Consider the following 25,191-nt stretch of genomic DNA (forward strand, 5'->3'; position numbering starts at 1 on the left):
CCTCGCGCTGACCTATTCGACGATCGCTTTCACCGGCCGCCGCAAGGAATAGGGTAGCGCGCGCCCATAGCCGAATCGCATCACGAGATCCGGGCGGCTATCCGGTGCTCCAAGCAACTTTGCCAGTTCGGACCGGACGCCGGCGACTTCGACCGGCTGGTTCAGGAAGGCGTGCTTGAGGCCGAGGCTGGTGGCAGTGAGGGCGAATCGCTGGCACGCGCGACCGACCCGAATCCAGTGATCCTTGTCCGCTCGGTCTCCCACGAAGATCGCCAACCCCGCCGAAGAGGCGATCTGCCGGGCATATTTGTCGTTTTCGGCCTTTGCGGTGAAGAAGCAGTCGAGCGCGGGGCGGCCCAACCAGGTGGGCAGGATCGGATTTCCGCTCGCCGCGGAGAATAGCCCGTCCCGCGCCGCCAGCGCGCTGCGCGGATTGAACCGCAGCCACTGCCGCAACTCGCGCATGAACGCGGGGTCGGCGATCTGCGCGCTGTTGCCGGCGAGCACGAGGTCGCGCACCTGATCGATGCGGGCCCGCTCGGTCAGCAGGATAAGGCTGACCCCCGGAATGTCGCTCGCCGCAGCGAGCCGCGAAAGCGTCGCCGGTGCGATGGAACGGCCGTCGTAGACTGCGCGGGTCGACTGGCGTCGCGAGATGGCGGCCGCCAGCGCGGCGGCACCCGGCGTGCCGGATCTGAAGGCGTAGCGGATAGCGTTCCCGTCCGACTCCACGACCAGTTCGCCGGGGCGCCCGCTGGCGTGCGCGGCGATCTTCAGATTTTCGGCCGCACACCCTAGGCTGACGAAGAGATGGTGGTCGTCCGGGTCGACCGCCGGGGTGCGGCGGGTCAGGTCGGGCAGGATGTGGATCGAGCGCGGGGCCGTTCGGAAGCGCCACGGCTGCGTGTTGTGGCTGTTGGCAGCGAGGGTGGCATATCGGAGGAGGTCGGCCAGATCGGGAGACGTGCCCAGCGGCGCACGCTGCCTGGCAGCTTCGGCCGCATATGCCTCCATGGACCCGATGTCGTGAGCGGCAAGACCGATCCCCGCGCCAGCCCCGGCAATCGCGCTTCCCGCACCGATCAGCAATGTCCGCCTGTTCATGCCAGTTCCTGCCGGGCCTTGAGGTCCGCGCAGACTGCGCCTGGGGCGAACGGCGGCAATATGTAATGTCACCAGCTTGAGTCCGCCGAATGGGGCTGGAGCAAGCGCGAAGATGCGCGGCCGGGCGGATTTTGCGGGCCCAGGAAAAAGCGCCGCCGCGGGGGTCCGCGACGGCGCCTGTCCTGCAATGGCGCGCAGTGTTTTTGTTTTAGGCGTTCGCGTAGGTGACGCGGGTACGGCGCGTGCGGCGGAGCGCCCCACCGGCGAGCGCGAAGCCGCCGATCATCATGCCCCAGGCTGCCGGTTCGGGCACGCCGGCCGGCGCGAACACGCCCTGGCCGCCATAGGAACCGTTGCCGCGCGAGAACCCGTTGATGGTGATCTCGTTCAGCACGCCCGCCTTGATCGGCACCGCATTGGCGAACACGAACTCGTTGACGCCGCCACCGAACAAGCCGGTGAGCTTGACCCCGTTGAAGAATACCGAGGTCAGGTCGAGATCGGTCGGGCCCTCGAACGTCACCGCGCTGGTGATGATCGATCCGCTCGCCTTGCCGTTCTCCGGCAGGGTGAACTGGTAGATATGGGTGAAGTTGCCGGCGGTGATGCCCGACTGGCCGAAGCTGGTCGACATCGTGCCATCAGCGGCGGTCGAGGTCTTCATGTCGGCGGGGCCGAAATAGGTTGCGGCCTGAGCGGGCGCGACAGAGAGGAACGCCGCAGCGCCCAGCGCTGCGGTCAGGATCGAACGGTACATACGGGGGTGTCTCCCTTAACGGCAAGTGAACCATTGCAGTGCAGGCGAGACCCGCGAAGGGTTCCCAAAGTTCCAATAAAAAAAAGGGGTTATGTCTCGTAGTGGGAACGACCGCGCAAACTCACGCGCGGGCGCGGCTTGTTTCGTTACCGTTTCGTGACACAATCATTCGCGCTTCGCGGACGGGCAACGGCCGGCCGAAGTAGAAACCCTGCGCACGGGTGCAGCCAAGCGCCTGCACCATTTCATGTTCCTGTTCGGTTTCAACGCCCTCGGCGGTCGTCGCCATGCCCAGGCTATCGGCCAGCGCGACGACCGCGCGGATGATTGCGATCGCCTCGCGGGTGCCGCGGGCGGCGCTCTGGACGAAGCTGCGATCGATCTTGATCGAGCTGAACCGGGTATGGGTGAGATAGCCGAGCGAGGAGTAGCCGGTGCCGAAATCGTCGAGGCTGAGGCGCACGCCGAGATCGAGGATCTGCTCGAGCACGGCGACCGCCGAGGTGCCTTCGCGCAGGAACACGCTCTCGGTCACTTCGAGTTCCAGCCGATCGGCCGGGAGGCCGGAGGCCGCCAGGGTCTCCGCCACCAGCGTGGCGAAGGCCGGGTTGTGCAGCTGGTCGGGGCTGACGTTGATCGCGAGCCGGGCGGGCTGTTCCCAGCGCGCGGCCTCGTGGCAGGCGGTGCGCAGCACCCATTCGCCGATCGTGCCGATCAGCCGCGCTTCCTCGGCCAGCGGGATGAACTTCGATGGCGGGATCACTCCCAGCTCGGGATGGGTCCAGCGCAACAGCGCCTCGAAGCCGATCAAGCCGCCGCTGCGCGCGTTGACGACGGGCTGATAGGCAAGGTCCATCTGGCCCTGTTCGACCGCGGCGCGCAGGGCAATTTCGAGCACCCGGCGTTCCTCGGCGGCGATATGCAGCTGTGGCTCATAGGCGTGGAACACGCCGCCGCCCTTGTCCTTCGAGCGATAGAGCGCGAGGTCGGCGGAGCGCACCAGCGTTTCCGCGGTGCGGCCGTCGCGCGGCGCCAGCGCCAGGCCTACCGAGGCACCGATATAGAGCGTGTGCTGATCGAGCTCATAGGGGCGCGAGACGGTGTCGATGATCGCCTGGGCGAGCGCCTCGACGCGCGCGCTGTCGCGGGCGTCGCGGACGACGACGGCGAATTCGTCGCCGCCGAGCCGGCCGATCATCTCATTGTCGCTGACCAGCCGCCGCAGGCGCTCGGCGACGCGCTGGAGCAGCCGGTCGCCGACCGGATGGCCGAGCGTGTCGTTGACCGCCTTGAAGCGATCGAGATCGATCATCATGAACGCGCAGCGCGCGCCCCATTTGTCGGCCTCGGTCATCGCCGCGGCGAGCGACTCGTTGATGTGGAGGCGGTTGGGCAGGCCGGTGAGCGTGTCGAAGCGCGCCATGCGGTGGATCTGGTCGGTCGCGCGGCGCTGCTCGGTCACGTCCGAGCTGACGCCGCGGAAGCCGGCAAAAACCCCGCGTTCGTCGAATTTGGGGCTTGCCGACATCTGCCACCAGCGGCGTTCGCCCTCGATCTCGATCGGCACCGGCAGATCGGCGAAGGGCTCGCGACTCTTCAGCTTCTCGGCGAGCGCGTGCAACTCGGCGGTGAAGATGCCGTTCTCCCAGGCGGGCCCGGCGAGCAGCTGCAGGATCGGAATCCCTGACAGCGTGCCCGGCTCCAGGCCCAGCGAGACGGCGAAGCGCGGGCTGGCGCGCATCAGGCGGCGCTGGGCATCGATTTCCCACAGCCAGTCGGAGCCGGCATCCTCGAACTCGCGCAGCAACAGGCTGACGGTCTGGTCCCGCTCTACGAGCGCCATCTGGTTGGCGCGGAGCAGCACCAGCACACGGCCGCGCGAGAGGCTGCCGCTGCCGAGCAGCAGGGTGAGCAGAATTGCCCCGACGGCGAGCAGCGGCGCGCCGACAAGCAGCAGCGTCACCCCGCAGGCGGCGCCCAGCAGGGCGATGAAGCTGAGGCTGAGCAACGGCAATGCGCCCGTGGTGATCGCGGTGGCGGTAAGCACGAGCGTGATCGCCCCCCAGATATCGACATTGGCGCGGGCGTTGGCGAGCGCGCCGAACGCGAAGGGCAGGACGCTCCAGGCGAGTCCGATGGCGATACCCTCGAGCGCGGTGCGGCGAATCTCGCCAACCGTCGCGGTGAGCGCGGTATCGCCGCGCCAGCGCAGGCGCGACAGCGTTACCCAGCCGGCGATGGTCAGCACCAGCGCCATCCAGCAGAGCACCAGCCATTCTGGGGCCAGCGGCGCCAGCGCGATTCCCGCCAGCCCTGCGCCGGCGACATGGGCCGAGAAGAACAGCAGGATCGCCCGGCGACCGCTGCGCAATTGGGAGGCTCGAATGCGCGGCCAATCGACGCCGTCGGCCGCGGCGCGCAGGCCGAGCAGGGCACGAAGATCGACGTGCGGATGCACCAGGGGCGTTGTGGGTGAGCTACGCACCAGAGCGGCATAGCGAGGGGAGGTTAGCGAGTGGTTAGGCCTGCGCGAAAATGGACGGGATTGAATCCATTTCAGAGATGTCGCGGCGGTGTCGCGGCAGGGTGTCGGCCGGCTCCCCCAGGGAACCGGCCGGACAGTTCGTCACGCGGCGAGCGCGTAGGGCTTGATCTCGCCGTTCAGATAGAGGTTGCGCGCCTTGGCGCGGCTGAGCTTGCCCGAGCTGGTGCGTGGCAGGGTGCGCGGGGGCACCAGTTCGACCACGCAATTCATGCCGGTGACCGAACGGACGCGCTCGCGGATCTCGTCGCGCAGGCGCAGCCGCTCCTGCTCGTCCGAGGTGCGGCACTGGACCAGCACCGCCGGCGTTTCCTCACCACCGGGCGTGGTGATCGCGAAGGCGGCGATGTCGCCCTGCTTGAAGCCGGGCAGCTGCTCCACCGCCCATTCGATGTCCTGCGGCCAGTGGTTCTTGCCGTTGACGATGATCATGTCCTTGGCGCGGCCGACGATATAGACATAGCCGTCCGACATGTAGCCCATGTCGCCGGTGTCGAGCCAGCCATCGACCATGCACGCCTCGGTAGCGGCCTCGTCGCGGAAATAGCCGACCATCACCGACGGGCCCTTGCACCAGACCTTGCCGATCGCCTTCTCGGGGAGCGGCGTGCCGTCTTCCTCGCGGATCTCGACGGTCATGTCGCGCACCGGCTTGCCGCAGTTGACGACGGCGCGGTAGCGCTGCGGGCGGTCTGCGCGGGCGGTGCCGCCGGAGAGCTGCGTCTCCTCGACCAGCTCGACCAGGATGCCCTCGCCCGGCGGCATGATCGAGACCGCCAGCGTCGCCTCGGCGAGGCCGTAGCTCGGCAGGAAGGCGGTGGCCTTGAAGCCCGCATCGGCGAAGGCGTCGACGAAGCGCTGCATCACGTCCGGGCGGATCATGTCGGCGCCGTTGCCGGCGATGCGCCAGCGGCTGAGGTCGAAGCGGTCGCTCGCCTTGGTCTGGCTCGACATGCGGCGCGCGCAGATGTCGTAGCCGAAGGTCGGCGAGTAGGAGATGCTGTTGCCTTCGTTTCGGCTGATCAGATCGAGCCAGGCGAGCGGGCGCCGGGCGAAATCCTCGGTCTTCATGTAATCGGTCGACACCTGGTTGGCGACGACCGAGAGGAAGCAGCCGACCAGCCCCATGTCATGGTACCAGGGCAGCCAGGAGATGCAGCGATCGGCATCGACCAGCTCCATCCCGTGGCTGTGCGCCGCCAGGTTGTTGAGCAGTGCATGGTGGGTGATCGCGACACCGTGCGGGAAGCGCGTCGAGCCGCTCGAATATTGCAGATAGGCGATGTCGTCGGACTGCGCTTGGGGCAGCTCGGCTGCGGGGGCGGGGCGCTCGGCGAACGCCGCCCAGTCGGTCGCCTCGACCTTGGTCAGCCGCGCGGCCTCGGCGCACATCGCGCCGATTTCGGGCGGGTAGATCAACAGCGTCGGGTCGCAGCTTTCGAGCTGGACGCGGAGCTGGTCGATATAGGATTGCGCGCCGCCGAAGCTGGTCGGCAGCGGCAGCGGCACCGGCCAGGCGCCGGCATAGATCACGCCGAAGAACAGCGCGGCGAACTCGGCGCCGGTTTCCGCGATCAGCGCGATGCGATCCTGCGGGCGGATGCCGGCGGCGACCAGGCGACGCGCCTGCTCCAGCGCGTCCTCGCGCAGTTCGGCGAAGCGATAGGGCCGCACCAGCTTGCCCCGCGCATCATGGAAGTTCAGTCCGCGCACACCCTGCGCCGCATAGTCGAGCGCAGCACCCAGCGTTTCGAAATCAGCGAAACGGCGCGGGAGACGGTCTTCGGTGGGCGTCGGCGTAAGCGCTGTCATATCCACTGTTTCGAGCGATCCCGTTTCGTCCAATACCATTCTTTTTCTCATGCCCCTGTGAGGTAGCAGTTCGTTGTGCCCCCACAACGCAGTTTTCCGCAGTGGCTCTGCTACGCAGTATCGTTCAAAATCGGTTGGCAGTGTGGCACAATCAAGGCGCATGCCCGAACCGTCCCGTTCCAAGCCGCCCCTGACCACCGCCGATCTCGACCGGCTGGCGCTCCGCTATGTCGAGCGTTTCGCCACCACGCGCGCGCGACTGGCGGCCTATCTCACCCGCAAGCTGCGCGAGCACGGCTGGGAGGGGGAGGGCGCGCCGGACCCGATGGGCGTCGCCGAACGCATGGCGCAGCGCGGCTATGTCGACGATCGCGCCTTTGCCGAAGCGCGGGTGCGGTCGCTGGGAAGGCGCGGCTTGGGCGCGCGGCGGGTGGCGATGGCGCTGCGCCAGGACGGCATCGGCGAGGCGGATCGCGCCGAACTTGCCGAGGCGGTGGAGGCCGATGCGTTCAAAGCCGCGCTCATTTTTGCACGTCGCCGCCGATTCGGACCCTTTGCCGCTGCGGTCGCGGATCGCGATCTTCACAAAAAGCAAGTCGCCGCATTTTTACGGGCGGGGCATGCGCCTGAATTTGCGCATAGAATATTGCGCATGCAGCCGGGAGAGGATCCGGATGACGCGCTCGAAGCGGGACATTCCTGATCGCACAAAGCGATTCCCCTTTACGGTAATGCTGTGTTAATGTTGCTGGCTTGGGGGATAACGATAATGCGTGCTGAGCAACAGCTAGCGTCTGAACACTATCCGGTCGCGTGCGAAGGTGAAGTCCGGTTCGAAGGCGATTCCGAGATGGACGAGCGGGTCTATCGCGGTGTCATCAAGTGGTTTGATGTCACGCGGGGTTTCGGTTTCCTGATCGCCGACGATCCGAGCGTCGGGGATATCCTGATCCACTTCTCGGTGCTCCAGGATCATGGCCGCCGCAGCCTACCCGAAGGCGCGCGGCTGGAATGCGTGGCGGTGCAGCGCCAGCGCGGGCTGCAGGCCAAGAGCGTGCTGTCGATCGACCTGAGCACGGCGATCGAACCGGCCAAGCGGCCCACCGAGCGTGTGGAGCGACTGAAGCTGATCGGCGAGGCGGGGCCGTTCGAGCCGGTGTCGGTAAAGTGGTTTAACCGCCTCAAAGGCTATGGTTTCCTGGTGCGCGGCAGCGACACCGCTGACATTTTCGTTCATATGGAGACGCTGCGCCGCGCCGGTGTGGAGGAAGTGGAGCCCGGCCAGCCGCTGCGCGCGCGGATCGTCGAGGGCGAGAAGGGCCCGCTGGCAGTCGCGGTCGAACGGCCGCTCTAGGCCCCGCTGCGAGTGGTGGCGGCGGGTGTAGCGGTTCTTTTGTGTGTCGATCCGCGCCGATGCTTCCGCGCCAGGCTGCGGGCGGCTGCGCGGGCGACCAGAATGCCGGTGCCAGCAAGGCGCCGTCGAATTCCCAAACAGGTTCGGAGGGGAGTTGCCGAGCGGCGCGCTAGGCGGTATCGGGCAGGGCCATGGGACTTCCTTTTCCGATCTTCACCTGGTGGAACGGCGCCACGTTCGGCACTCGCATGGGACTGCGCGGCAAGAAGCGCGTCGGCGAGGATTCGCTCGGCAACCTCTATTTCGAGGGCGGGCGCGATCCCAACGGCATTCCGCGCCGCTGGGTGATCTACAAGGGATCCAACGACGCCAGCCGCATTCCGCCGGAATGGTTCAGCTGGCTCGCGCATCAGATCGACGGTACGCCCGAGGAGTCGCTGCCGCCGGTCCGCGCCTGGGAAAAGCCCGCCGAGCCGAATCACACCGGCACCGAGCTGGCCTATCGTCCGCCGGGCGCGCTCGAAAAGGGTGCGCATCGCGCCAAGGCCACCGGCGATTATGAGGCCTGGACGCCCGACGCATGAAGGCTGCGGCGGCGCTGCTCGCGCTCGCGCTGGCCGGTTGTTCGGGTAGCGGGAGCGGCAATGGCGCTGCCGGTGGCGACAATGCCGGCGACGAACTGGTCATCACCGGCGCGGGCGACAGCCAGGGCGTCGACACGGTCTCGGTCGGCCCGGACAACGCCACCGTCGAAGCTGCGGCAACCCCGATGCGCGACCGCGTCGCGGTGCTGGGCGTGCTCAACAAGCGCAACGGCGTCGAGCGCGACATCACGCTCAAGCCCGGCCAGGCGGCGCGGATCGACGGCCAGGTGACGGTGCGGCTGCGCGCCTGCGAGCGCACTGCGCCATGGGAGCAGGACCGGCTCACCGGCGCGTTCGTCCAGATGGACGTGCAGCGCGAGGATCAGCGCTGGCACCGCGTCTTCTCCGGCTGGCTCTACAAGGAACAGCCCGGGCTCAACGTCGTCCAGCACCCGATCTACGATGTGTGGCCCAAAAGCTGTGCGATGACCTTCCGGGACAGCGGCCCGGATACCGTGCCCGCGTCCACGCCCGGCGCATCGAGCGCGAAGAGATCGCCCGAGGCGGCGGGCGGCAACGAGACCGCGCCGGTGGAATCGCCGAGCGCCTCGCCCAGCAACGCGACATAGGCATCACGCGGGATCTCGATCGCGCCGAGCGAGGCGAGATGATCGGTAATGAACTGGCAGTCGAGCAGGCAGAAGCCGCCCGCCTTCAGCCGCGCGACGAGATGGGCAAGCGCGACCTTCGAGGCATCGCGCACCCGTGTGACCATCGATTCGCCGAAAAAGGCGCGGCCCAGCGCGAGGCCGTACAGGCCGCCGGCGAGCCGGTCGCCGTCCCAGCATTCGATCGAATGGGCGTGGCCGAGCCGGTGCAGCGCGAGGAAGGCGCGCTCGATCGGGCCGTTGATCCAGGTATCGGGCCGGTCCTGCGCGGATTCGGCGCACAGCCGGATCATGCCCTCGAAGTCGCGGTCCACCGTGACCTCGAAGCGATCGGCGAGCACGACCTTGCGCAGCGAGCGGGAGAGGTGGAAGCGGTCGAGCGGCAGCACCCCGCGCAGCTTGGGTTCCACCCAATAGACCGAGGCGGCGTCGCGGGAATCGGCCATTGGGAACACGCCCATGGCATAGGCGCGCAGCACCAGCGCCGGATCGAGGTCCTTGGGGGGCGTACGGCGGTGCTTCACCATCAGCCAGTGCGCGCGGCGAGCGATCGTTCGATCGCCTGCCACACCTCGTTGAACGCGCGCGCAGCGGCGCTGCGGGGTGCGAACGCGCCGACCGGCGCGCGCCGGGCAGCGACCGATTCGATCAGGCTGGCCATCGGGATCACCGGCCAGTCGGGATGCTGCGCCAGCGCCTCGGCATGGAGCTTGCGGCGGCGATCGACCATGGCGTGGACCGGCATCAGCGGCACCTTGGCGCCGCGCTGGGCGAGGTGCGCGGCAACTTCCTCGAACGCCCGCTGCGACAGCGGCGAGGGGACCACCGGCACCACGATCAGATCGGCGGCGCGCATCACCTGCTCGCTGGTCTCGGTAAGCCCCGGTGGGCAATCGAGCAGGATGCGATCGAAATCGGCGGCGAGGTCCTCGAGCAGCTTGCTCAGCCGCTTCTTCTTGTCGAGCGCGTGGAAGAGATGGTCGAGCTGGCGCAGCGAGGTGTCGGCGGGGAGCAGCGCCAGCCGATCGATCGCAGTGGCGCGGATCAGCTTGGCGGCGGCGACATCCTTGGAGAAGATCGACTGGGCCTGGTGCCGGTTCGGGGCATCGCCGCCGAGCACATAGGTGGCGGCGGCCTGGGGATCGAGGTCCCAGAGCAGCGTGCAGCGCGCCGAACGGATCGCGGATGCCCAGCCAAGGTTCACCGTCAGGGTGGTTTTCCCCACGCCGCCCTTCAGGCTGTAGATTGCGATCGTCGCCACGTGCGTCTCCCTTAAGGCCAAGCTGACATGAAAAAAGCCCGGCGGAAATAGCCGCCGGGCTTTGGGTTCGTTGGGGGATGCAGGCTTACGCCTTGCAGCTGTGGGTCGAGCCGTCGGCCAGGGTGATCTTGGCAGCCTTGGCGTTGCCGTCGATCTGGTAGCCGCCCTCGGCGGTGAACGGCTTGCCGGCTTCCGGCGCGTGCAGCAGGACCGACTTCATCGAATCCTTCTTCTCGCGCAGCGAGGCCATCTTGCCTTCCTTGAAGAAGTCGACGAACAGCAGGGTGTTGCCCGGCTGGCAGCGGAAGCTCACCGAGCTTTCGATCGTCGGCGGCGTTTCGACCGGCGCGGCGTTCGCAAGCTGCGAAGCCATCGGATCCGGCGCGCGGCTGTCCACCACTTCAGGCTTGTTGTTGCAGGCGGCGAGCGAAAGCAGGGCCGCGGCGGAAAGAGCGATCGGGGAGGCGTTTTTCATAGCGTAGGGTGCTTTTCCTCAGGCGGTAATCATCGTCAAGCGAAAAGGGGTAACAAGGTTACACGCAATGGTGCAACGCAACGAAACAGACGCATTGTTGCGCGATTCCAGAAACGCGAGCCAGTCCGGTGCGATGCCGAGGGCGCGGGAAGGGAGCTGTTTACCCTGCTTGACCCCGGCACGCCGACTGCGCAGGGGAACGGCACGAGGAGAGTGCGCATGAAACCGAGCCTGTGCTGGACCCTGGTGCCGCTGACGCTGCTGGCAGCGTGCGGGGGCACGCCTACCGAAAACCAGGCCGACGATCCCGCCAATGCGGCGGTGGCGCGCGGGCCGATGCTGGGCGGGGTGGACCTGTCGACGCCGCTCCAGATCCGCCCGCGCGAGGGGCGCGACTGGGCGCTCGATCTCGCCCCCGGCCGCATCCTGTTCCAGCAGGAAGGGGCCAAGCAGATGCCCTTCTATCCGGTCTCGCCGCGGATGCAGCAGGGCGCCGCCGTGTATCCGACACAGACACCGGAGGGTGAGACGGTGACGATCACCCTGCGGCCCGGTGCCTGCGCAGAGGGCGCGGTGCTCACCGCCGAACTGCGGATCGGTGCGCAGACGCTGCAGGGCTGTGCGCATCCGCAGAGCGTGGAGCAGGTCCACCGCGACATGTACAACGAGGCGCTCGCCATGCCCTATGTGCCCGACAATGGCAGCGGCAACGCCGACTAGGCGGGCAGCGGCACGTCCCGGGCGGCGTCCAGCGCCGCCGCCACCGGCAGGGTGAAGGCGAAGGTGGCGCCGCCGCCGGGCGTCTCCTCCGCCCAGATCCGACCGCCATGGCCTTCGATCAAATGGCGCGAAATGGCGAGCCCCAGCCCAAGTCCGGTGCCGCTGTCCGGCGCGCTCTGGGCGAGGCCGGGCTGGAACAGGCGGTCGCGCTTGTCGCTGGCGATGCCTGGGCCGTTATCGATCACCTTCAGCACGATCTCTGTGTCGGACAGCGGCTCGGCGCGCAGCCAGATCGCGGCGCCCGGCAGATCCTGGGCCGCTTCGCTCGCGTTGCGCAGCAGGTTGGCCAGCACCTGAACGATCTGGACATTGTCGAATCTGGCGAAGCGTGCATCGGGGGCGACCGAGATCGTCATCGGCGGCAGCGGCCGTGGGGCGGCATCGCGCACCAGGCGCATTGCCTCTTCGAGCACGCCGGTCACGGGACGGGCTTCGAGCACGAGATCGCCGTGATGCACCATGCGGCGGATGCGCCGGATGATCTCGCCGGCCCGCTGCAACTGCTGCTCGGCGGCGGCATTCAACCCGCGCACGTGCTCGTCACTGCTCGGAGACAGGCGGATGGCCGCCATGTAATTGGCGGCGGCCGAGAGCGGCTGGTTGAGTTCGTGCGCCACCGTCGCGGCGATCGAGCCGAGCGCGCTCGCCCGGGTGAGCTCCAGCATCCGCTGCTCGATCGCGCCGCGTTCGGCGAGCATGCGGTCGCGCTCCTGCAGCCGAAGGCGCAGCTCGCGGTCGACGCCGATGCGATGATCGGCAAGCGTGACATAGCTGGACAGCGTCTGGAGGAAGCGGATCTCGGTATCGCTGAACCGCGGGCAGCAACGCCGGCCAAAGGCGAGCGTGCCGAGCAACCGGTTCTTGTGGAGCAGCGGCGTGCCGTAAAAGGCCTGGAGCCCCATCGCGCGTGCGGTCGCGTGCGTCGGATCTTCCGACTGCTGGATATGCTCACCGATCAGCACGCGCCGGTCGCGCGCGAGGGTGCTGCAGACCGAGTCGCTGATGCCGACGCGCCGCCACGGGATCATGCGCTCCGGCGGCACCCCGCCCCAGGCGACCAGGTCCAGCGCCTGGCCGGGTTCGTCAAAGGCATAATGGAAGAAGACGTCGAGCCGCACCTCGCCATGGATGCGCGCGAAGATGCTGTCGAGCGCCGGGGCCAGGTCTTCGGCTTGCAGCAATTCGCTCGCGCTCTCCGCGAGTAGCTCGAGCAGACGGCGATGGACATTGTCGTCATCGCCCGCATCGCAGGCCTGACGGCCCGGGCGGAGGAGGTCGCTGCTCGTCAGCATGGCAAGGCTATGGCGGATACAGGATAGCGCAGGGAGGCCGCCGGCCCGATACCGTATTGCTACTGAGTCGCAGATCGGTGGGATTCATGGTGGCGGCGCCATGCTATTGCTAAGCGTTTGCAGCTGTAAAATGCGCCAGCGCCGCCCATGCGGGCGCTTTGGCGGCGAGGCCGACGGTGTGGAGCGGGCTGGAGGATGGCAGCGCGAGGACGGTGTAGCGATCGGCCGCCGCGCCGAGCTGGCGCAGCCCGTGGCGATGCGCGGTGGCACCGTTGAAGGCGATGCAGCGGAGACCGGGCAGCGTGGCGGCAAGCCCGGCGATGTCGTGCGGGGCAATGTCGCGAAGCGCGGCGTCGGTGCTGCCGGGCCGTGTGGCGCTGGCGACCACGTCCCACAGCCCGATCCGCGCGGCACGCAGCGCGTCGAGCCGGGCATCATAGGACAGCGCGGCAAGATCGCAGCCGGCGGCGGGGGAAAGCAGCTGCCAGAACTGGTTCTGCGGGTGCGCGTAATAACGCCGCGCCGCCAGCGACCGCTCGCCCGGCAGCGAGCCGAGCACGAGCAGGCGGGTATCGGGCGCGACAACGGGCGGGAAGCTGTGCTTGCGATCGGGCATGCGGGGGCGGTGTAGGACTTGGGCCGAGGCGCGGGAAGGGGGCATTTGGTCGCACTAGCTGGTTGAAACGGTCATAGTTCGCGCCCGAACGGATATTCTGCCCCGCGTTTCCCACGAGAACTAGGCGCCCCTCAACGTGGGGCCATGCATGGCGCTCCTGGGACCATCAAACCTCCGAATCCAGACCGAACTTCAGCCGGACCGGCAGCTCACGCTCAGTTCTTGCGGTCGCCGTCAGCGTTGGGCGTGGGCCCGCGAGCCAAGAGATTATCGCTGACTTGCGAGGGGCGGTTCGTGTCTCTGGTGACGGGTGACGGGCGGACGCGACGGCATGCGCTCACTTCGAGCTTGCGGACTCGAACGTTACCATGACCATCCGCGTGTCGTATGTAGGTCCTCCACTAATACCTTGTGTCGGCACCGGCGCCTGAATCATAACCTGCGCGCACGCTACCTTGTCCACCGCGGCACTGCCGCTGCTCACTTCGACCCGGCATGCATCCGGTTTGCCCGTCGCCGCGAAATGCACGCGCGTCAGCGCGGGTGCGGTATATTCAGCCGGCAGTTTTGCCACCTCAACGATGAGGTCGATCCTCGGAATTTCCTGGGCCTTCGGATAGTAGGGCAGCTGCCACCCGAACGAACCGGAGTAGGTCGCGCGGATGGCATGGCCCGCTGCATCCAGCGCGGGGTGGAACTTTGCCCGCTTCAAGAGAATCGCGCAGGTATACTGATCCAGCTCCGCGTACCCGGACGTCAACGTGACATGGCAGCCATCCGGCTTGCCCATCGTGTCGATGGTGAGGACATAATGTAGCCTGCCAGCTTTGCCTTCGTGGCTCGCATCTGGCGGGTAGTCGACATCTGTCACCCAGTTGACCGGGGGGAGCAAGGGCTTCAACGGCGTGACTACCCCGCCTTTCTGCACCTCGATAGCCTGCACTAAAGCTGCCGCAGTCAACAACATCGAGATCATCCGTCGCCTCCATATGCGGCTCAATGATGGCCCTGCACTTGGGGGCGAATCAAGTGCTGGATATTAGCTTTGTAAGTCGCTCCGCTTTGCTGTCCGACGAACGCCGGGCACCTAGCGACTGTAATGCGTCGAGGACAGAGCCATGCTGATAAGTCCACTCCACGCCGGCTGAGCGTACTGGAATTTCCGTCGGCAAACATTCATGCTGTGCCCGTCCAACCCGTATCTTCGCGATCGGAGCCGAGATGACGCAACCATCGACTAGAGATTTCCTGGCGGAGAGCTGGAGTTCCTGGATGAATGCTGCGTTCGCGCCGCAGAAGCTCTGGCAGTCGATCAACCCGGGCTGGTCGTTCGGCAACGTCATCATCAACGACCAGAACTCGCGTGCGCCGCAGACCGAGCAGCGCATCCTGTCCCGGGAAAGCTATGGCCGGCAGATCGGCAAGCTGCTGGATGCCGTCGGCGTGCTGGTCGAGCGACAGTCCGATCACGCCGACAACAAGGCCTTTGTCCAGCTCACGGAGCTGGCCGCGCGGATCGAGGACATAAAGCGCGACGCCGCCGTCGATCGTATCGCGCGCCTCCGTTCCGATCTGGAGACGCTGCGCGACTCCGACCGTCCCGAAGACCAGGCGGCCTTCCAGGCGAACCTCGAGGCGTTGCGCACGCTGGTGCGGGAGGTGGGGTGAGGCACGGGCGCGGCGCGGATCGGCGATGTCTCGCCCGTCTTCCCCCCGCGCATGAACCGGCGTAGCATCGCGCCCCATGGCCCGCACGATCACCCACTATCGGGACTTCTGGCCCCATTACCTGCGCGAGCACGCCAAGCCCGCGACGCGCCGGCTGCATTATCTCGGCACCGCGCTCACCTTCGCCGCGCTGGCCGCGGGGCTGCTGCTCGATCGCTGGTGGCTGATCGCCATGCCGCTCGCCGGCTATGGCTTCGCCTGGGGCGCGCATTTCGGCGTCGAGCGCAACCGGCCGGCGACCTTCACCTATCCGCTCTGGTCGCTCTTCTCCGATTACCGGATGTTCTTCCTCTGGCTGGGCGGGCGGCTTACGCCGCATCTGAAGCAGGCTGGCGTCGCCGAATAGATAGGCTTGCTTGCCTGATGGCGGGGCACGCTCCTATCTACGCGCCATGCACGTTTCCCAGAACACGCTCGCGCTGATCGGCAACACGCCGCTGGTTCGCCTGAAGGGTCCCAGCGACGAGACCGGCTGCGACATCTTCGCCAAGTGCGAGTTCGCCAATCCCGGCGCGTCGGTGAAGGACCGCGCCGCGCTCTACATCGTCAACGATGCCGAGGAACAGGGCATCCTGGCGCCGGGCGGCACGATCGTCGAGGGGACGGCGGGCAATACCGGCATCGGCCTCGCGCTGGTCGCCAATGCCAAGGGCTATCGCACGATCATCGTGATGCCCGAGACCCAGTCGCGCGAGAAGATGGACACGCTGCGCGCGCTCGGCGCCGAACTCGTGCTGGTGCCGGCGGCGCCCTATTCGAACCCCGGCCATTTCGTCCACACCAGCCGGCGGATCGCCGAGGAAACCCCGAACGCGATCTGGGCCAACCAGTTCGACAATACCGCCAACCGCAAGGCGCATATCTGCGGTACGGCGGAAGAGATCTGGACGCAGATGGAGGGCCGGATCGACGGCTTCACCTGCGCGGCGGGCACCGGCGGCACCATCGCCGGCGTGGGGCTGGGGCTGAAGGCCAAGGACGAGACGGTGACGATCGCGCTGAGCGACCCGCACGGCGCCGCGCTCTACGAATATTATGCCTGTGGCGAACTGCGCAGCGAGGGCTCGTCGGTGGCCGAGGGAATCGGCCAGGGGCGGATCACCGGCAATCTGGAAGGCGCGCCGATCGATACCCAGTTTCGCATCTCCGACGAGGAGGGGCTCGCCTGGGTGCGCCGGCTGCTCGCCGAGGAGGGGCTGTGCCTCGGCCTGTCCTCCGGCATCAACGTTGCGGGGGCGGTGCGGCTGGCGAAGGCGCTCGGGCCCGGCAAGCGGGTCGCGACGATCCTGTGCGACACCGGATTTCGCTACCTTTCGACGCTGTACAATGCCGACTGGCTGCGGTCGAAGGGGCTTACCGTGCCGGAATGGTTAACGCGAACCTGAGGCACCGCTCGACAAACGTGTGCTTGCGCGTTACATTTATGCCACAGTCATGAAAATCGGTTCGCATCAGGATCCTGCCCAGGCCATGCAGCGCGTTCGCGTTGGCATGACCGGCCTTGCCGCCGTCATCCTGCTGATGGCGCTGTCGTTCGTGGTCTTCTCGTCTGTGAACCGCGAGGCGCCGGTGAGTGCGGCCGGCGCATCGAACGCGGCGGTGGTCGCCAACCTGACCGGAATCGACAATGTTGCCGCCGACCGGACGCGCGACGAGCCGCTCGCCGAACTGGGCGTGGCGCCCAGCACCGATCCGGCGGACCCTGCCAGCGCCGCCAAGGCGCGCGAACGGGCGCATCGCCAGGACGCCGCCGGCAACTGATCGCTGCGGAGTCGCGGCGGTCGCGGGGAGGGGGCCCCACCGCGACGGTCGCTCGGGGATCGCCGGGGAAATTGCCCCACTTTCCGGGACGCGTTTGCATCCGTCGCCGGTGCGCCTTCGATCAGCCTGACAATTCAGATACTTAGCGGAATTCGCTTCGCGACCGGCGAACACGCCGGCCGGCGCACGCCGTGCGCTGTTTTCCTTTCCAGCTAGGGACTTTCGCGGAGCGTGGCGGAACAAAACGGATCATTGTAGAGAACAAAGCCGGTAAACAGGCGTAAAAGCGACCAGCAGTGGCGCTGGGTGGTTCAAATTCCCGTGCAATCCCCAACTCTCCCGTTGTCTCCCGTCCTATATTGTGATTAAAAGAACACACTAAAGGGGGGCACGAACCCTTTCTCCTGAACATCTCCAGCTGGGGCACGGTCCGCGTGATTCCGGCGGCGGGAGAGTCGTGCCTGGCTCGGGGTTTTGGCGTGGCACACAGGGAGCTCTTCGAAGGATTTGCGCTCCAGGCGGTCGACCAGAAGGGTCGCGTCGCCATACCCGCCGACCTGCGCGCTGCTGCCGAGCGCAATGCCGACGTCCGCCAGATCGTCATTGGGGTGCATGCGGAGGATCCGTGCCTCTCTGCGCACGACACCGGCTGGTCGCGGACCAAGTACGACCGCATCGACAAGATCGACCAGTTGGCGCTCGAGCGGGGCGAACAGCCGAGCGTGCGGCCCAAGCGTCGCGCCTTCGGCATGGTCGAAAAGGCGCCGTACGACGATAGCGGGCGGTTCGTGCTGCCGCCCTTCTTCCGGGCCAAGGCCAAGATCCAGAAATGGGCCTTCTTCGTCGGCAGCGGCGACACCTTCGAGATCTGGTCGCCCGAGGAGCTGCTGGCGAGCGAGACCGCCGATCCCGAACTCAAGGAAATCTGCCTGTTCCTGATGCAGCAGAAGGGGGCGATGTGACCGACGCCCCGCATATCCCCGTGCTGCTCGACGAAGTGCTGGGCGCGCTCGCCATTGTGCCCGGCGAGCGCCATGTCGACGGTACCTTCGGTGCCGGCGGCTATACGCGCGCGATGCTGACGTCCGGCGCGGCGGTGGCGGCGTTCGACCGCGATCCCACCGCGATCGCCAATGGCGCGCGGCTGGTCGCGGAGAGCGGCGGCAAGCTCGACCTCATCCACGCACCGTTCAGCCGGCTCGTCGAAGAGCTGGAGGCGCGCGGCCTGGCGCCGGTCGACGGCGTCGTGCTCGATATCGGCGTCTCGTCGATGCAGCTCGACCAGGCCGAGCGCGGCTTCTCGTTCCAGCAGGACGGGCCGCTCGACATGCGGATGGCGGGCGAGGGGATGAGCGCGGCCGACTGGCTCAACAGCGCCGACGAAGGCGAGATCGCCGATGTGCTCTTCCAGCTCGGCGAGGAACCTCGGGCGCGGCGCGTGGCGAAGTTCATCGTCGAGGCGCGGCCGCTTACCCGCACCTCGGAGCTGGCGGCAGTGGTGCGCCGCGCGCTCGGCCATCGCCCGCACGACAAGAAGGATCCCGCGACGCGGACCTTCCAGGCGGTGCGCATCCACATCAACCGCGAGCTGGACGAGCTGACCGACGTGCTCGCCGCCGCCGAGCGCGTGCTCAAGCCCGGCGGGCGGCTGGTGGTGGTGACCTTCCACAGCCTCGAGGACCGGCTGGTCAAGCGCTTCTTCCGCGAGCGCAGCGGTAGCACGCCGGCGGGGTCGCGGCATCGCCCGGCGGTGGGGCCGCGGGCGGAACCCAGTTTTGAAACGCCCGCCAAGGCCGTGCGCCCTGGCGAGGCGGAGTTGGCGCGTAATCCGCGTGCCCGCTCGGCAACGCTGCGCGCGGCGCGGCGGACGAGCGCGGCGCCGTGGGCCGGTGAGGGAGTGGCGTGATGGCAGTGCATGGCTTCAGGGGGCTTGGCTGGTTCCTGTGCGTCGCAGTCGTGGCGCCGACCTGCTATATGGTAACCTCGCACGGCGCGTCCGAGCGCGCGCGGCTGAAGGCGACGCAGCTCGCCATCATCAGCGCGCACAAGGATATCCGCGCGCTGGAGACCGAATTCGATACGCGGGCGAACATGGCGCAGATCGAACGCTGGAACGGCGATGTGCTGGCGATGAACGCCCCGCAGCCGCAGCAATATCTGGCGAGCGCCAGCGGGCTGGCAGCGCTCGACCAGCCGGCGGCGGCGGCACCGACGGAGGCCGGCGCCAAGGTCGAGACCGCGGTGCTGGTGATCCCGACGGGCACGCGGCCGGTGGAAACCGCGGCGGTGGCGCCGGTGGCGACCAAGCCCGCTCCGGCTGCAGCGCCGGTCGCGACGGCGGCGGCCGCCCCGATCAAGGCGCCTTCGGCCAAGCCCGTAGCGAGCACCGTGGTGCGCGTGGCGCAGGTGGACAGCAAGCCCGCGCAGGATCTGGGCAAGCTGATGCAGAAGGTGGAGCGCGCCCGGCTCGCGACGCCCGACCGCGGGCTGCTGAGCGCGGCGACGATGAACGACCTGCGGCGGGTGGCGAAGCGCGAGCAACTGGCGCCGCGATGATCGTCGTCGTCGCCCCTCCGGCACGGGCGCGTGGATCGGGCGGCGGGCGCGAGGCGCTCGTCGCCGTCGCGCATGTGCGGCTGATGATCCTCGCCATCCTGTTCGGCGCGGGCGTGCTGGCGATCCTGGGCAAGCTTGCCTTTCTGGCGCTGTCGGCCGGCCCGGCGAGCCCGCGCGACCTGACCAACGCGCTGGTGCCGGCGCGCGGCGACATCGTCGATCGCAACGGCACGCCGCTCGCGCGCAGCATCGATGCCTGGACGATCGCGATCCACCCCAATCAGGTGATCGGCGACAAGGCCGCGCTGGCGCAGAAGCTGGCCGAGCTGATCCCGGAGCGCAGCCAGTCGCAATATTATGCGCTGCTGAACAGCGGCAGCGGCTTTGCCTTCCTCAAGCGCCGGGCGTTGCCGGAGCTGGTGAACGCGATGAACGCGCTCGGCGAGCCGGCGATCGAGTTCCAGCGCGAGACCGACCGGCTCTATCCGCAGTCGGACATGGCGGCGCATGTGCTCGGCTATCTCGACGACAAGGGCCACGGCGTCACCGGCATGGAGAAGGTGCTGGAGACGCGGCTGACCGATCCCGCCCAGCGCGGCAAACCGGTGACGCTCTCGCTCGACGCCCGCGTGCAGGCGGCGCTGGAAAGCGAGCTGGGCCGGGCGATGGTCGATCTGCAGGCGCGCGGCGCCGCGGCGGTGGTGCTCGACGTGCATACCGGCGAGGTGGTCGCGATGACCTCGCTGCCCAGCTTCAACCCCAACCAGCTGAACGGGCCGCCGCCGCGCAACAACGTGACGCAGAGCGTCTACGAGCTGGGTTCGACCTTCAAGCCGATCGCGGTGGCGACGGCGATCGATTCCGGCACGATCACCTCGATGTCACGGCGTTTCGATGCCACCGTGCCGATGAAGGTTGGGCGCTTCACCATCCATGACGATCGCGGCGACGAGCAGTTTCGCTGGCTCAACATCCCGGAAACGCTGATCTATTCGTCGAACATCGCCACCGCGCGGATCGCCGACGAGCTGGGGGCGGAGAAGATGCAGGCGATGTTCCGCCGCCTCGGCTTCGACCAGCGGCCGAGCATCGAGATCGGCGCGGTGCGCCCGCTCTGGCCAGCCAACTGGGGGCGGATCACGGTGATGACCACGGCCTATGGGCATGGCATCGCGGTGACCCCGCTGCACCTCGCTGCCGCCTATGCCGCGATGGTGAATGGCGGCGTGTGGCACCCGGCGACGCTGATGAAGGTGGATGCCGCGCATCCCGCGCAGGGCAGACGGGTGCTCCAGGAAGCGACCAGCTACCGGATGCGCCAGCTGCTGCGGCTGATCGTGCTCAAGGGCACCGGCCGCAAGGGCGAGGCGCCGGGCTACCGCGTCGCGGGAAAGACCGGCACGGCGGAGGCGGCGAGCGAGGGCGGGTACGACCATCACCGCAACGTCTCCACCTTCGCGGCGGCTTTCCCCGTCGACGCACCGCGCTATGTGGTGGTCGCCATGCTCGACTCGCCCAAGGCCAATGCCAATACGCCGCGCACCACCGCGGCCTGGACCGTCGCGCCGGTCGTCTCGCGCGTGATCGCGCGGACCGGCGCCCTGCTGGGCATCGCGCCCGACAACGCCAAGGATATCGACGAAAGCGAGCTGCTGCCGCTGGTCGATCGTTCCCCGGAGCCGAAAGCGACAGCCGAATGAAACTGGGCCAATTGATCGGCGGGGCGCAAGACGCGATCGTCACCGGCTTCGCGATCGACCACCGCAAGGTGGCGCCGGGCACCATCTTCGGCGCGTTCGAAGGCGCGCGGGTGAACGGCGAGGATTTCATCGGTGCCGCCGTGCAGGCTGGCGCGATCGCGGTGGTGGCGCGGCCTGAGGCGAAGGTGGAGGGCGCGCTGCATATCGCCGATTCCAATCCGCGCGCCCGTTTCGCCAATCTCGCCTCGCGGTTCTTCGCGCCGTTCCCGGCGGTGACCGCGGCGGTGACCGGCACCAACGGCAAGACCTCCACCGTCGAGATGACGCGCCAGCTGTGGCGGATGGCGGGCTTCCATGCGGCCTCGATCGGCACGCTGGGCGTGACCACCGCGGACGAGCGTGTCTCGACGGGTCTCACCACGCCGGATATCGTCACCTTCCTGTCGAACGTCGCCGGGCTGGCGCGCGAGGGCGTGACGCATGTCGCCTTCGAAGCCTCGTCGCACGGGCTGTCGCAGTATCGCACCGAAGGGTTGCCGGTGCGCGCGGCGGCGTTCACCAATCTCAGCCGCGATCACCTCGATTATCACGGCGACATGGCGACCTATTTCACCGCCAAGATGCGCCTCTTCGCCGAGGTGCTGGCCGAGGATGGTACCGCGGTGGTGTGGGCAGATGACCCGCACGCGCCGCAAGTCGAGGACCTCGCCAGGATGCGCGGCAACCGGCTGATCACCGTCGGCGAACATGGCAAGACGTTGCGGCTGGTGTCGCGCACGCCCTCGCTGCTCGGCCAGACGCTGGAGATCGAGGCGGAGGACAAGCTCCACACCGTCAAGCTGCCGCTGATCGGCGCCTATCAGGCCGCGAACGCGCTGACCGCGGCGGGGTTGGTGATCGCGACCGGTGGCGACGTGGCCGCGACGCTCGCCAATTGCGCGCGGCTGCAGCCGGTGCGCGGCCGGCTGGAGCGCGCGGTGATCGCCGCCAATGGCGCGCCGGTCTATGTCGATTATGCGCACACGCCCGATGCACTCGAGGCGGCGATCGCGGCGCTGAAGCCGCATACCGAGGGCCGGCTGATCCTGGTGTTCGGCGCCGGCGGCGACCGCGATCCCGGCAAGCGCGAGTTGATGGGACAGGTGGCGGCCGCGGGTGCGGACGTGGCGATCGTCACCGACGACAACCCGCGCACCGAGGATCCGGCCGAGATCCGCCGCGCCATCCTCAAGGGTGCGCCTGAGGCCACCGAGATCGGCGACCGCCGCGCGGCGATTGCCGCGGCGATCGCAATGGCCGAGCCGCACGACATCGTGCTGGTTGCCGGCAAGGGGCATGAGCAGGGGCAGATCGTGGGCGAGATGGTGCTGCCGTTCGACGATGTCGCGGTAGCGCGGGAGTGCGCGGCGTGAGGGGGCGCCTTCTTAAATCCCCCTCCCGCCTGCGGGAGGGGTTAGGGGAGGGGATGGCCGTTGCGTCTTCCCTCCGCTTTCCATTCCAGCCCCTCCCCCGACCCCTCCCGCAAGCGGGAGGGGAGCGATGAGTTCGATGCTTTGGACCTCCGCGGAAATCGCTGCCGCGACGCAGGGCACCGCCTCCGCCGACTTCGCCGTCTCCGGCGTCGCCTTCGACTCCCGCGAGGTCGGCCCGGGCGACCTGTTCCTCGCGCTCAAGGGCGAGAGCACCGACGGCCATTGCTTCCTCGACCAGGCCTTTGCGCAAGGTGCGGCGGGAGCGGTGGTGTCGGACGCTACCGACTTTCCGAGCGTCCAAGTGGCCGACACGACTGCAGCGCTGAACGCGCTCGGCGCGGCTTCCCGCAAGCGTTCTTCCGCCAAGATCCTCGGCGTCACCGGCTCGGTCGGCAAGACCGGCACCAAGGAAGCGCTGTTCGCGGCGCTCGACCGGATCGATCCGGGCTGTGCGCATCGCTCGGTGAAGAGCTACAACAACCATACCGGCGTGCCGCTCAGCCTCGCCCGCATGCCGCGCGAAATGCGCTACGGCGTGTTCGAGATGGGCATGAATCATGCCGGCGAACTCGCGCAGCTGACCCGGCTGGTGCGCCCGCACGTCGCGATCGTCACTGCGATCGCGCCCGCGCACCTCGGCTTCTTCGACAGCGTCGAGGCGATCGCCGACGCCAAGGGCGAGATCTTCCAGGGGCTGGAGCCCGGCGGCACCGCGATCGTGCCGTTCGACAGCCCCTATCGCGACCGTCTGCTGGAGGCCGCGCGGCCCCATGCCGCTGAGATCGTCACCTTCGGCCTGGGCGAAGGCGCCGACTATCGTGCGGTCGAGACGATGCGCGCGCGCAGCGGGGGCACCTTCGTGATGGCGCGTTTCGGCGATCGCGAGCTCAGCTTCACCATTTCCCAGCCGGGCGAGCATTGGGTGTCGAACGCGATGGCGATCCTCGCGGCCGTCGACGCGGTGGGCGGCGATCTCGAAGTTGCCGGCCTTGCGCTCGCCGAACTGGGCGGGCTGGCCGGGCGCGGCGCGCGGATGACCGTGCCCGTCGCCGACGGCACCGCACTGGTGATCGACGAAAGCTACAACGCCAACCCAAGCTCGATGCGCGCGACGCTGAAGGTACTCGCCGCCGAGCCCGGCCGCAGGCTCGCGGTGCTCGGCGAGATGCGCGAGCTCGGCACGTATTCGGACGCGCTCCACGCCGAACTCGCCGACCCCATTGCCGAGGCCGGGGTGAGCCGTGCCATTTTGGTGGGCGAAGCGATGGCCCCGCTGGCCGCTGCGCTTGAGGGACGGCTGGATTTCGTCCATGTGGCCGATGCCGCAGCTGCGAAGGCCGAGCTGGACTCCCTGCTCGCGCCGGGCGACGCGGTTCTCATCAAAGGGTCGAACGGCGTGCGGCTGGCGACGATCGTCGCGGCGCTGGCGGAAAGGCAAACATGCTCTATCTGATCGCGGAGCAGCTGGGCTTCCCCGGCGTCCTCAATCTCTTCCGGTACCTGTCGTTCCGCACCGGCGGGGCGGTGGCGACCGCGCTGCTGATCGGGCTGCTGATCGGGCCCAAGTTCATCGGCTGGCTGCGGCTGCGCCAGGGCAAGGGCCAGCCGATCCGCACCGACGGGCCGCAGAGCCACCTCGCCAAGCGCGGCACGCCGACGATGGGCGGGCTGATGATCCTGACCAGCCTGACGCTGGCGCTGCTGATCTGGATGGACCTGCGCAACGCCTATGTGTGGGCGTGCATGTTCGTGACGCTCGGCTTCGGCATGATTGGCTTCCTCGACGATTACGACAAGGTGCGGAAGCAGAAGACCGCGGGCGTCTCCGGCAAGGTGCGGCTGCTCGGCGAGTTCATCATTGCCGGCATCGCCAGCGGCATCATCATCTTTGCGCAGGGCAACACCCAACTCTACGTGCCGTTCTTCAGCTGGGTGCACCCCGATCTCGGTTATTTCTACATCGCGTTTGCTGCTTTCACGATCGTGGCGTTCGGCAACGCGGTGAACCTGACCGACGGGCTCGACGGCCTGGCGACCATGCCGGTGGTGATCGCGGGCATGGCATTCATGCTGATCGCGTACCTCGCCGGCAACAAGATCTACGCGATCTATCTCGGCATCCCGCACGTCTATGGCGCGGGCGACCTCGCCATCTTCTGCGGCGCGATGATCGGGGCGGGGCTCGCCTTTCTGTGGTTCAATGCGCCGCCGGCGGCGGTGTTCATGGGCGATACCGGCAGCCTCGCGCTCGGCGGCGCGATCGGCACGATCGCCGTCACGACGCACCATGAGCTGGTGCTCGGCATCATCGGCGGCCTGTTCGTGATGGAGGCGCTGAGCGTCATCATCCAGGTGTTCTTCTTCAAGCGCACCGGCAAGCGCGTGTTCCGCATGGCGCCGATCCACCACCATTTCGAACAGCTCGGCTGGTCCGAGCCGACCGTGGTGATTCGCTTCTGGATCATCGCCTTCGTGCTGGCGCTGGCCGGTCTCGCGACGCTCAAGCTGCGGTGATCACCAGCCCCGCCTGGCGCGGCAAACGCTTCGCGGTACTCGGGCTCGCACGCTCGGGCGCAGCGACCGTGCGCGCGCTGGTGGCGAGCGGGGCGAGCGTGCTTGCGTGGGATAGTAATGAAGCCAAGCGGCTGGAGCTGCTACAAGCCCCTCCCCTTCAGGGGAGGGGTTGGGGTGGGGGACTCTCCACCAGCGATCCGGCGCCCGGATCGGCC

At 67.9% G+C, this 25,191-nt stretch carries 25 protein-coding genes and 2 pseudogenes; 17 read left to right on the plus strand and 10 right to left on the minus strand.

Annotated elements, in window-relative coordinates; translation table 11 throughout:
* Nucleotides 1-12 precede the first annotated feature (12 nt).
* The 4 genes from SAZ01S_RS04150 to SAZ01S_RS04165 form a co-directional block, all read right to left on the minus strand.
* Nucleotides 13-1,104 carry an Acg family FMN-binding oxidoreductase gene (locus SAZ01S_RS04150; protein WP_084580336.1) on the minus strand — a complete coding sequence of 364 codons (1,092 nt, stop codon included), beginning with the start codon at nt 1,102-1,104 and terminating at the stop codon, nt 13-15.
* Nucleotides 1,105-1,312: 208 nt separating this feature from the next.
* The gene (locus SAZ01S_RS04155; RefSeq protein ID WP_084580338.1) at nt 1,313-1,861 is read right to left on the minus strand and encodes an FxDxF family PEP-CTERM protein; all 549 of its coding nucleotides are present in this window, start codon (nt 1,859-1,861) and stop codon (nt 1,313-1,315) included.
* 121 nt (nt 1,862-1,982) lie between these two features.
* Nucleotides 1,983-4,349, minus strand: a complete 2,367-nt coding sequence (locus SAZ01S_RS04160) for a putative bifunctional diguanylate cyclase/phosphodiesterase (RefSeq protein WP_084580340.1) — start codon at nt 4,347-4,349, stop codon at nt 1,983-1,985.
* 138 nt (nt 4,350-4,487) lie between these two features.
* Complete coding sequence (locus SAZ01S_RS04165) at nt 4,488-6,215, minus strand: fatty acyl-AMP ligase (RefSeq protein WP_439951214.1); 1,728 nt, start codon at nt 6,213-6,215, stop codon at nt 4,488-4,490.
* Between the two features lie 160 nt (nt 6,216-6,375).
* Here SAZ01S_RS04165 and SAZ01S_RS04170 point away from each other — a divergent pair, with 160 nt between their 5' ends.
* The 4 genes and pseudogenes from SAZ01S_RS04170 to SAZ01S_RS24645 form a co-directional block, all read left to right on the plus strand.
* Nucleotides 6,376-6,918 (plus strand): regulatory protein RecX, encoded by a 543-nt coding sequence (locus tag SAZ01S_RS04170; RefSeq protein ID WP_084580344.1) that lies wholly within the window; start codon nt 6,376-6,378, stop codon nt 6,916-6,918.
* 147 nt (nt 6,919-7,065) lie between these two features.
* Nucleotides 7,066-7,569: a cold-shock protein gene (locus SAZ01S_RS04175; protein ID WP_245824593.1), complete on the plus strand. Its 504-nt coding sequence runs from the start codon at nt 7,066-7,068 to the stop codon at nt 7,567-7,569.
* A 191-nt stretch (nt 7,570-7,760) separates the two neighbouring features.
* Nucleotides 7,761-8,153 carry an NADH:ubiquinone oxidoreductase subunit NDUFA12 gene (locus SAZ01S_RS04180; protein ID WP_084580348.1) on the plus strand — a complete coding sequence of 131 codons (393 nt, stop codon included), beginning with the start codon at nt 7,761-7,763 and terminating at the stop codon, nt 8,151-8,153.
* Nucleotides 8,154-8,338: 185 nt separating this feature from the next.
* Nucleotides 8,339-8,575: pseudogene (locus SAZ01S_RS24645) on the plus strand (DUF2155 domain-containing protein); the annotation flags it as partial.
* A gap of 35 nt (nt 8,576-8,610) precedes the next feature.
* Here the strand turns inward: SAZ01S_RS24645 and aat are convergent.
* From aat to SAZ01S_RS04200, 3 genes are all read right to left on the minus strand, one after another.
* Entirely contained in the window at nt 8,611-9,348 is a 738-nt protein-coding gene (gene aat / locus SAZ01S_RS04190; RefSeq protein ID WP_084580352.1) for a leucyl/phenylalanyl-tRNA--protein transferase, read from the minus strand.
* Complete coding sequence (locus SAZ01S_RS04195) at nt 9,348-10,082, minus strand: ParA family protein (RefSeq protein WP_084580354.1); 735 nt, start codon at nt 10,080-10,082, stop codon at nt 9,348-9,350. Before SAZ01S_RS04195 ends, aat begins: the two co-directional genes overlap by 1 nt.
* An 85-nt stretch (nt 10,083-10,167) precedes the next feature.
* Complete coding sequence (locus SAZ01S_RS04200) at nt 10,168-10,557, minus strand: hypothetical protein (RefSeq protein ID WP_084580356.1); 390 nt, start codon at nt 10,555-10,557, stop codon at nt 10,168-10,170.
* Between the two features lie 219 nt (nt 10,558-10,776).
* Between SAZ01S_RS04200 and SAZ01S_RS04205 the strand changes: the two genes are divergently transcribed.
* Entirely contained in the window at nt 10,777-11,277 is a 501-nt protein-coding gene (locus SAZ01S_RS04205) for a hypothetical protein (protein ID WP_084580358.1), read from the plus strand.
* On the opposite strand, the gene SAZ01S_RS04210 is transcribed toward SAZ01S_RS04205, so the two are convergent.
* From SAZ01S_RS04210 to SAZ01S_RS04220, 3 genes are all read right to left on the minus strand, one after another.
* The gene (locus tag SAZ01S_RS04210; RefSeq protein WP_084580360.1) at nt 11,274-12,629 is read right to left on the minus strand and encodes a sensor histidine kinase; all 1,356 of its coding nucleotides are present in this window, start codon (nt 12,627-12,629) and stop codon (nt 11,274-11,276) included. The genes SAZ01S_RS04205 and SAZ01S_RS04210 overlap by 4 nt on opposite strands.
* A gap of 109 nt (nt 12,630-12,738) precedes the next feature.
* Nucleotides 12,739-13,245 (minus strand): DNA-deoxyinosine glycosylase, encoded by a 507-nt coding sequence (locus tag SAZ01S_RS04215; protein WP_084580362.1) that lies wholly within the window; start codon nt 13,243-13,245, stop codon nt 12,739-12,741.
* 337 nt (nt 13,246-13,582) lie between these two features.
* Nucleotides 13,583-14,221, minus strand: coding sequence for an energy transducer TonB (locus SAZ01S_RS04220; RefSeq protein ID WP_084580364.1), 639 nt, complete (start codon nt 14,219-14,221; stop codon nt 13,583-13,585).
* A 296-nt stretch (nt 14,222-14,517) separates the two neighbouring features.
* Here SAZ01S_RS04220 and SAZ01S_RS04225 point away from each other — a divergent pair, with 296 nt between their 5' ends.
* The 12 genes and pseudogenes from SAZ01S_RS04225 to SAZ01S_RS24715 form a co-directional block, all read left to right on the plus strand.
* Nucleotides 14,518-14,913, plus strand: coding sequence for a hypothetical protein (locus SAZ01S_RS04225; protein ID WP_245824595.1), 396 nt, complete (start codon nt 14,518-14,520; stop codon nt 14,911-14,913).
* Between the two features lie 76 nt (nt 14,914-14,989).
* The gene (locus SAZ01S_RS04230) at nt 14,990-15,319 is read left to right on the plus strand and encodes an Mpo1-like protein (RefSeq protein WP_084580368.1); all 330 of its coding nucleotides are present in this window, start codon (nt 14,990-14,992) and stop codon (nt 15,317-15,319) included.
* 46 nt (nt 15,320-15,365) lie between these two features.
* Nucleotides 15,366-16,358, plus strand: coding sequence for a cysteine synthase A (locus SAZ01S_RS04235; RefSeq protein ID WP_084580370.1), 993 nt, complete (start codon nt 15,366-15,368; stop codon nt 16,356-16,358).
* An 85-nt stretch (nt 16,359-16,443) separates the two neighbouring features.
* On the plus strand, nt 16,444-16,734 hold the full coding sequence (locus tag SAZ01S_RS04240) for a hypothetical protein (protein WP_174596087.1): 291 nt from the start codon (nt 16,444-16,446) through the stop codon (nt 16,732-16,734).
* A gap of 479 nt (nt 16,735-17,213) precedes the next feature.
* A complete protein-coding gene (locus tag SAZ01S_RS04245) occupies nt 17,214-17,696 on the plus strand; it encodes a division/cell wall cluster transcriptional repressor MraZ (RefSeq protein WP_084580374.1) in 483 nt (160 codons plus the stop codon).
* Nucleotides 17,693-18,640 (plus strand): 16S rRNA (cytosine(1402)-N(4))-methyltransferase RsmH, encoded by a 948-nt coding sequence (rsmH, locus tag SAZ01S_RS04250; RefSeq protein ID WP_084580376.1) that lies wholly within the window; start codon nt 17,693-17,695, stop codon nt 18,638-18,640. The genes SAZ01S_RS04245 and rsmH overlap by 4 nt, the downstream gene beginning before the upstream one ends.
* Nucleotides 18,640-19,290, plus strand: coding sequence for a hypothetical protein (locus SAZ01S_RS04255; protein ID WP_084580378.1), 651 nt, complete (start codon nt 18,640-18,642; stop codon nt 19,288-19,290). The genes rsmH and SAZ01S_RS04255 overlap by 1 nt, the downstream gene beginning before the upstream one ends.
* Nucleotides 19,287-20,990 (plus strand): peptidoglycan D,D-transpeptidase FtsI family protein, encoded by a 1,704-nt coding sequence (locus SAZ01S_RS04260; RefSeq protein WP_084580380.1) that lies wholly within the window; start codon nt 19,287-19,289, stop codon nt 20,988-20,990. The genes SAZ01S_RS04255 and SAZ01S_RS04260 overlap by 4 nt, the downstream gene beginning before the upstream one ends.
* Nucleotides 20,987-22,402, plus strand: a complete 1,416-nt coding sequence (locus SAZ01S_RS04265; RefSeq protein WP_084580382.1) for a UDP-N-acetylmuramoyl-L-alanyl-D-glutamate--2,6-diaminopimelate ligase — start codon at nt 20,987-20,989, stop codon at nt 22,400-22,402. The genes SAZ01S_RS04260 and SAZ01S_RS04265 overlap by 4 nt, the downstream gene beginning before the upstream one ends.
* 127 nt (nt 22,403-22,529) lie before the next feature.
* On the plus strand, nt 22,530-23,915 hold the full coding sequence (locus SAZ01S_RS04270; protein WP_174596086.1) for a UDP-N-acetylmuramoyl-tripeptide--D-alanyl-D-alanine ligase: 1,386 nt from the start codon (nt 22,530-22,532) through the stop codon (nt 23,913-23,915).
* Nucleotides 23,903-24,976, plus strand: coding sequence for a phospho-N-acetylmuramoyl-pentapeptide-transferase (gene mraY, locus SAZ01S_RS04275; protein WP_084580384.1), 1,074 nt, complete (start codon nt 23,903-23,905; stop codon nt 24,974-24,976). The genes SAZ01S_RS04270 and mraY overlap by 13 nt, the downstream gene beginning before the upstream one ends.
* Nucleotides 24,973-25,191: pseudogene (locus SAZ01S_RS24715) on the plus strand (UDP-N-acetylmuramoyl-L-alanine--D-glutamate ligase); the annotation flags it as partial. The gene mraY and the pseudogene SAZ01S_RS24715, both read left to right, overlap by 4 nt.

The organism is Sphingomonas azotifigens NBRC 15497 (genome assembly GCF_002091475.1).
In the GTDB taxonomy this organism is placed as follows: Bacteria; Pseudomonadota; Alphaproteobacteria; order Sphingomonadales; family Sphingomonadaceae; genus Sphingomonas; species Sphingomonas azotifigens.

Bases quoted from the DNA above. Each gene is read 5' to 3' on its own strand.
- SAZ01S_RS04150 (WP_084580336.1), bottom strand. From the start codon at position 1,104: ATGAACAGGCGGACATTGCTGATCGGTGCGGGAAGCGCGATTGCCGGG.
- SAZ01S_RS04155 (WP_084580338.1), bottom strand. From the start codon at position 1,861: ATGTACCGTTCGATCCTGACCGCAGCGCTGGGCGCTGCGGCGTTCCTC.
- SAZ01S_RS04165 (WP_439951214.1), bottom strand. From the start codon at position 6,215: ATGACAGCGCTTACGCCGACGCCCACCGAAGACCGTCTCCCGCGCCGT.
- SAZ01S_RS04170 (WP_084580344.1), top strand. From the start codon at position 6,376: ATGCCCGAACCGTCCCGTTCCAAGCCGCCCCTGACCACCGCCGATCTC.
- SAZ01S_RS04175 (WP_245824593.1), top strand. From the start codon at position 7,066: ATGGACGAGCGGGTCTATCGCGGTGTCATCAAGTGGTTTGATGTCACG.
- SAZ01S_RS04180 (WP_084580348.1), top strand. From the start codon at position 7,761: ATGGGACTTCCTTTTCCGATCTTCACCTGGTGGAACGGCGCCACGTTC.
- aat (WP_084580352.1), bottom strand. From the start codon at position 9,348: ATGGTGAAGCACCGCCGTACGCCCCCCAAGGACCTCGATCCGGCGCTG.
- SAZ01S_RS04200 (WP_084580356.1), bottom strand. From the start codon at position 10,557: ATGAAAAACGCCTCCCCGATCGCTCTTTCCGCCGCGGCCCTGCTTTCG.
- SAZ01S_RS04205 (WP_084580358.1), top strand. From the start codon at position 10,777: ATGAAACCGAGCCTGTGCTGGACCCTGGTGCCGCTGACGCTGCTGGCA.
- SAZ01S_RS04210 (WP_084580360.1), bottom strand. From the start codon at position 12,629: ATGCTGACGAGCAGCGACCTCCTCCGCCCGGGCCGTCAGGCCTGCGAT.
- SAZ01S_RS04215 (WP_084580362.1), bottom strand. From the start codon at position 13,245: ATGCCCGATCGCAAGCACAGCTTCCCGCCCGTTGTCGCGCCCGATACC.
- SAZ01S_RS04220 (WP_084580364.1), bottom strand. From the start codon at position 14,221: ATGATCTCGATGTTGTTGACTGCGGCAGCTTTAGTGCAGGCTATCGAG.
- SAZ01S_RS04225 (WP_245824595.1), top strand. From the start codon at position 14,518: ATGAATGCTGCGTTCGCGCCGCAGAAGCTCTGGCAGTCGATCAACCCG.
- SAZ01S_RS04230 (WP_084580368.1), top strand. From the start codon at position 14,990: ATGGCCCGCACGATCACCCACTATCGGGACTTCTGGCCCCATTACCTG.
- SAZ01S_RS04235 (WP_084580370.1), top strand. From the start codon at position 15,366: ATGCACGTTTCCCAGAACACGCTCGCGCTGATCGGCAACACGCCGCTG.
- SAZ01S_RS04240 (WP_174596087.1), top strand. From the start codon at position 16,444: ATGCAGCGCGTTCGCGTTGGCATGACCGGCCTTGCCGCCGTCATCCTG.
- SAZ01S_RS04255 (WP_084580378.1), top strand. From the start codon at position 18,640: ATGGCAGTGCATGGCTTCAGGGGGCTTGGCTGGTTCCTGTGCGTCGCA.
- SAZ01S_RS04260 (WP_084580380.1), top strand. From the start codon at position 19,287: ATGATCGTCGTCGTCGCCCCTCCGGCACGGGCGCGTGGATCGGGCGGC.
- SAZ01S_RS04265 (WP_084580382.1), top strand. From the start codon at position 20,987: ATGAAACTGGGCCAATTGATCGGCGGGGCGCAAGACGCGATCGTCACC.
- SAZ01S_RS04270 (WP_174596086.1), top strand. From the start codon at position 22,530: ATGAGTTCGATGCTTTGGACCTCCGCGGAAATCGCTGCCGCGACGCAG.
- mraY (WP_084580384.1), top strand. From the start codon at position 23,903: ATGCTCTATCTGATCGCGGAGCAGCTGGGCTTCCCCGGCGTCCTCAAT.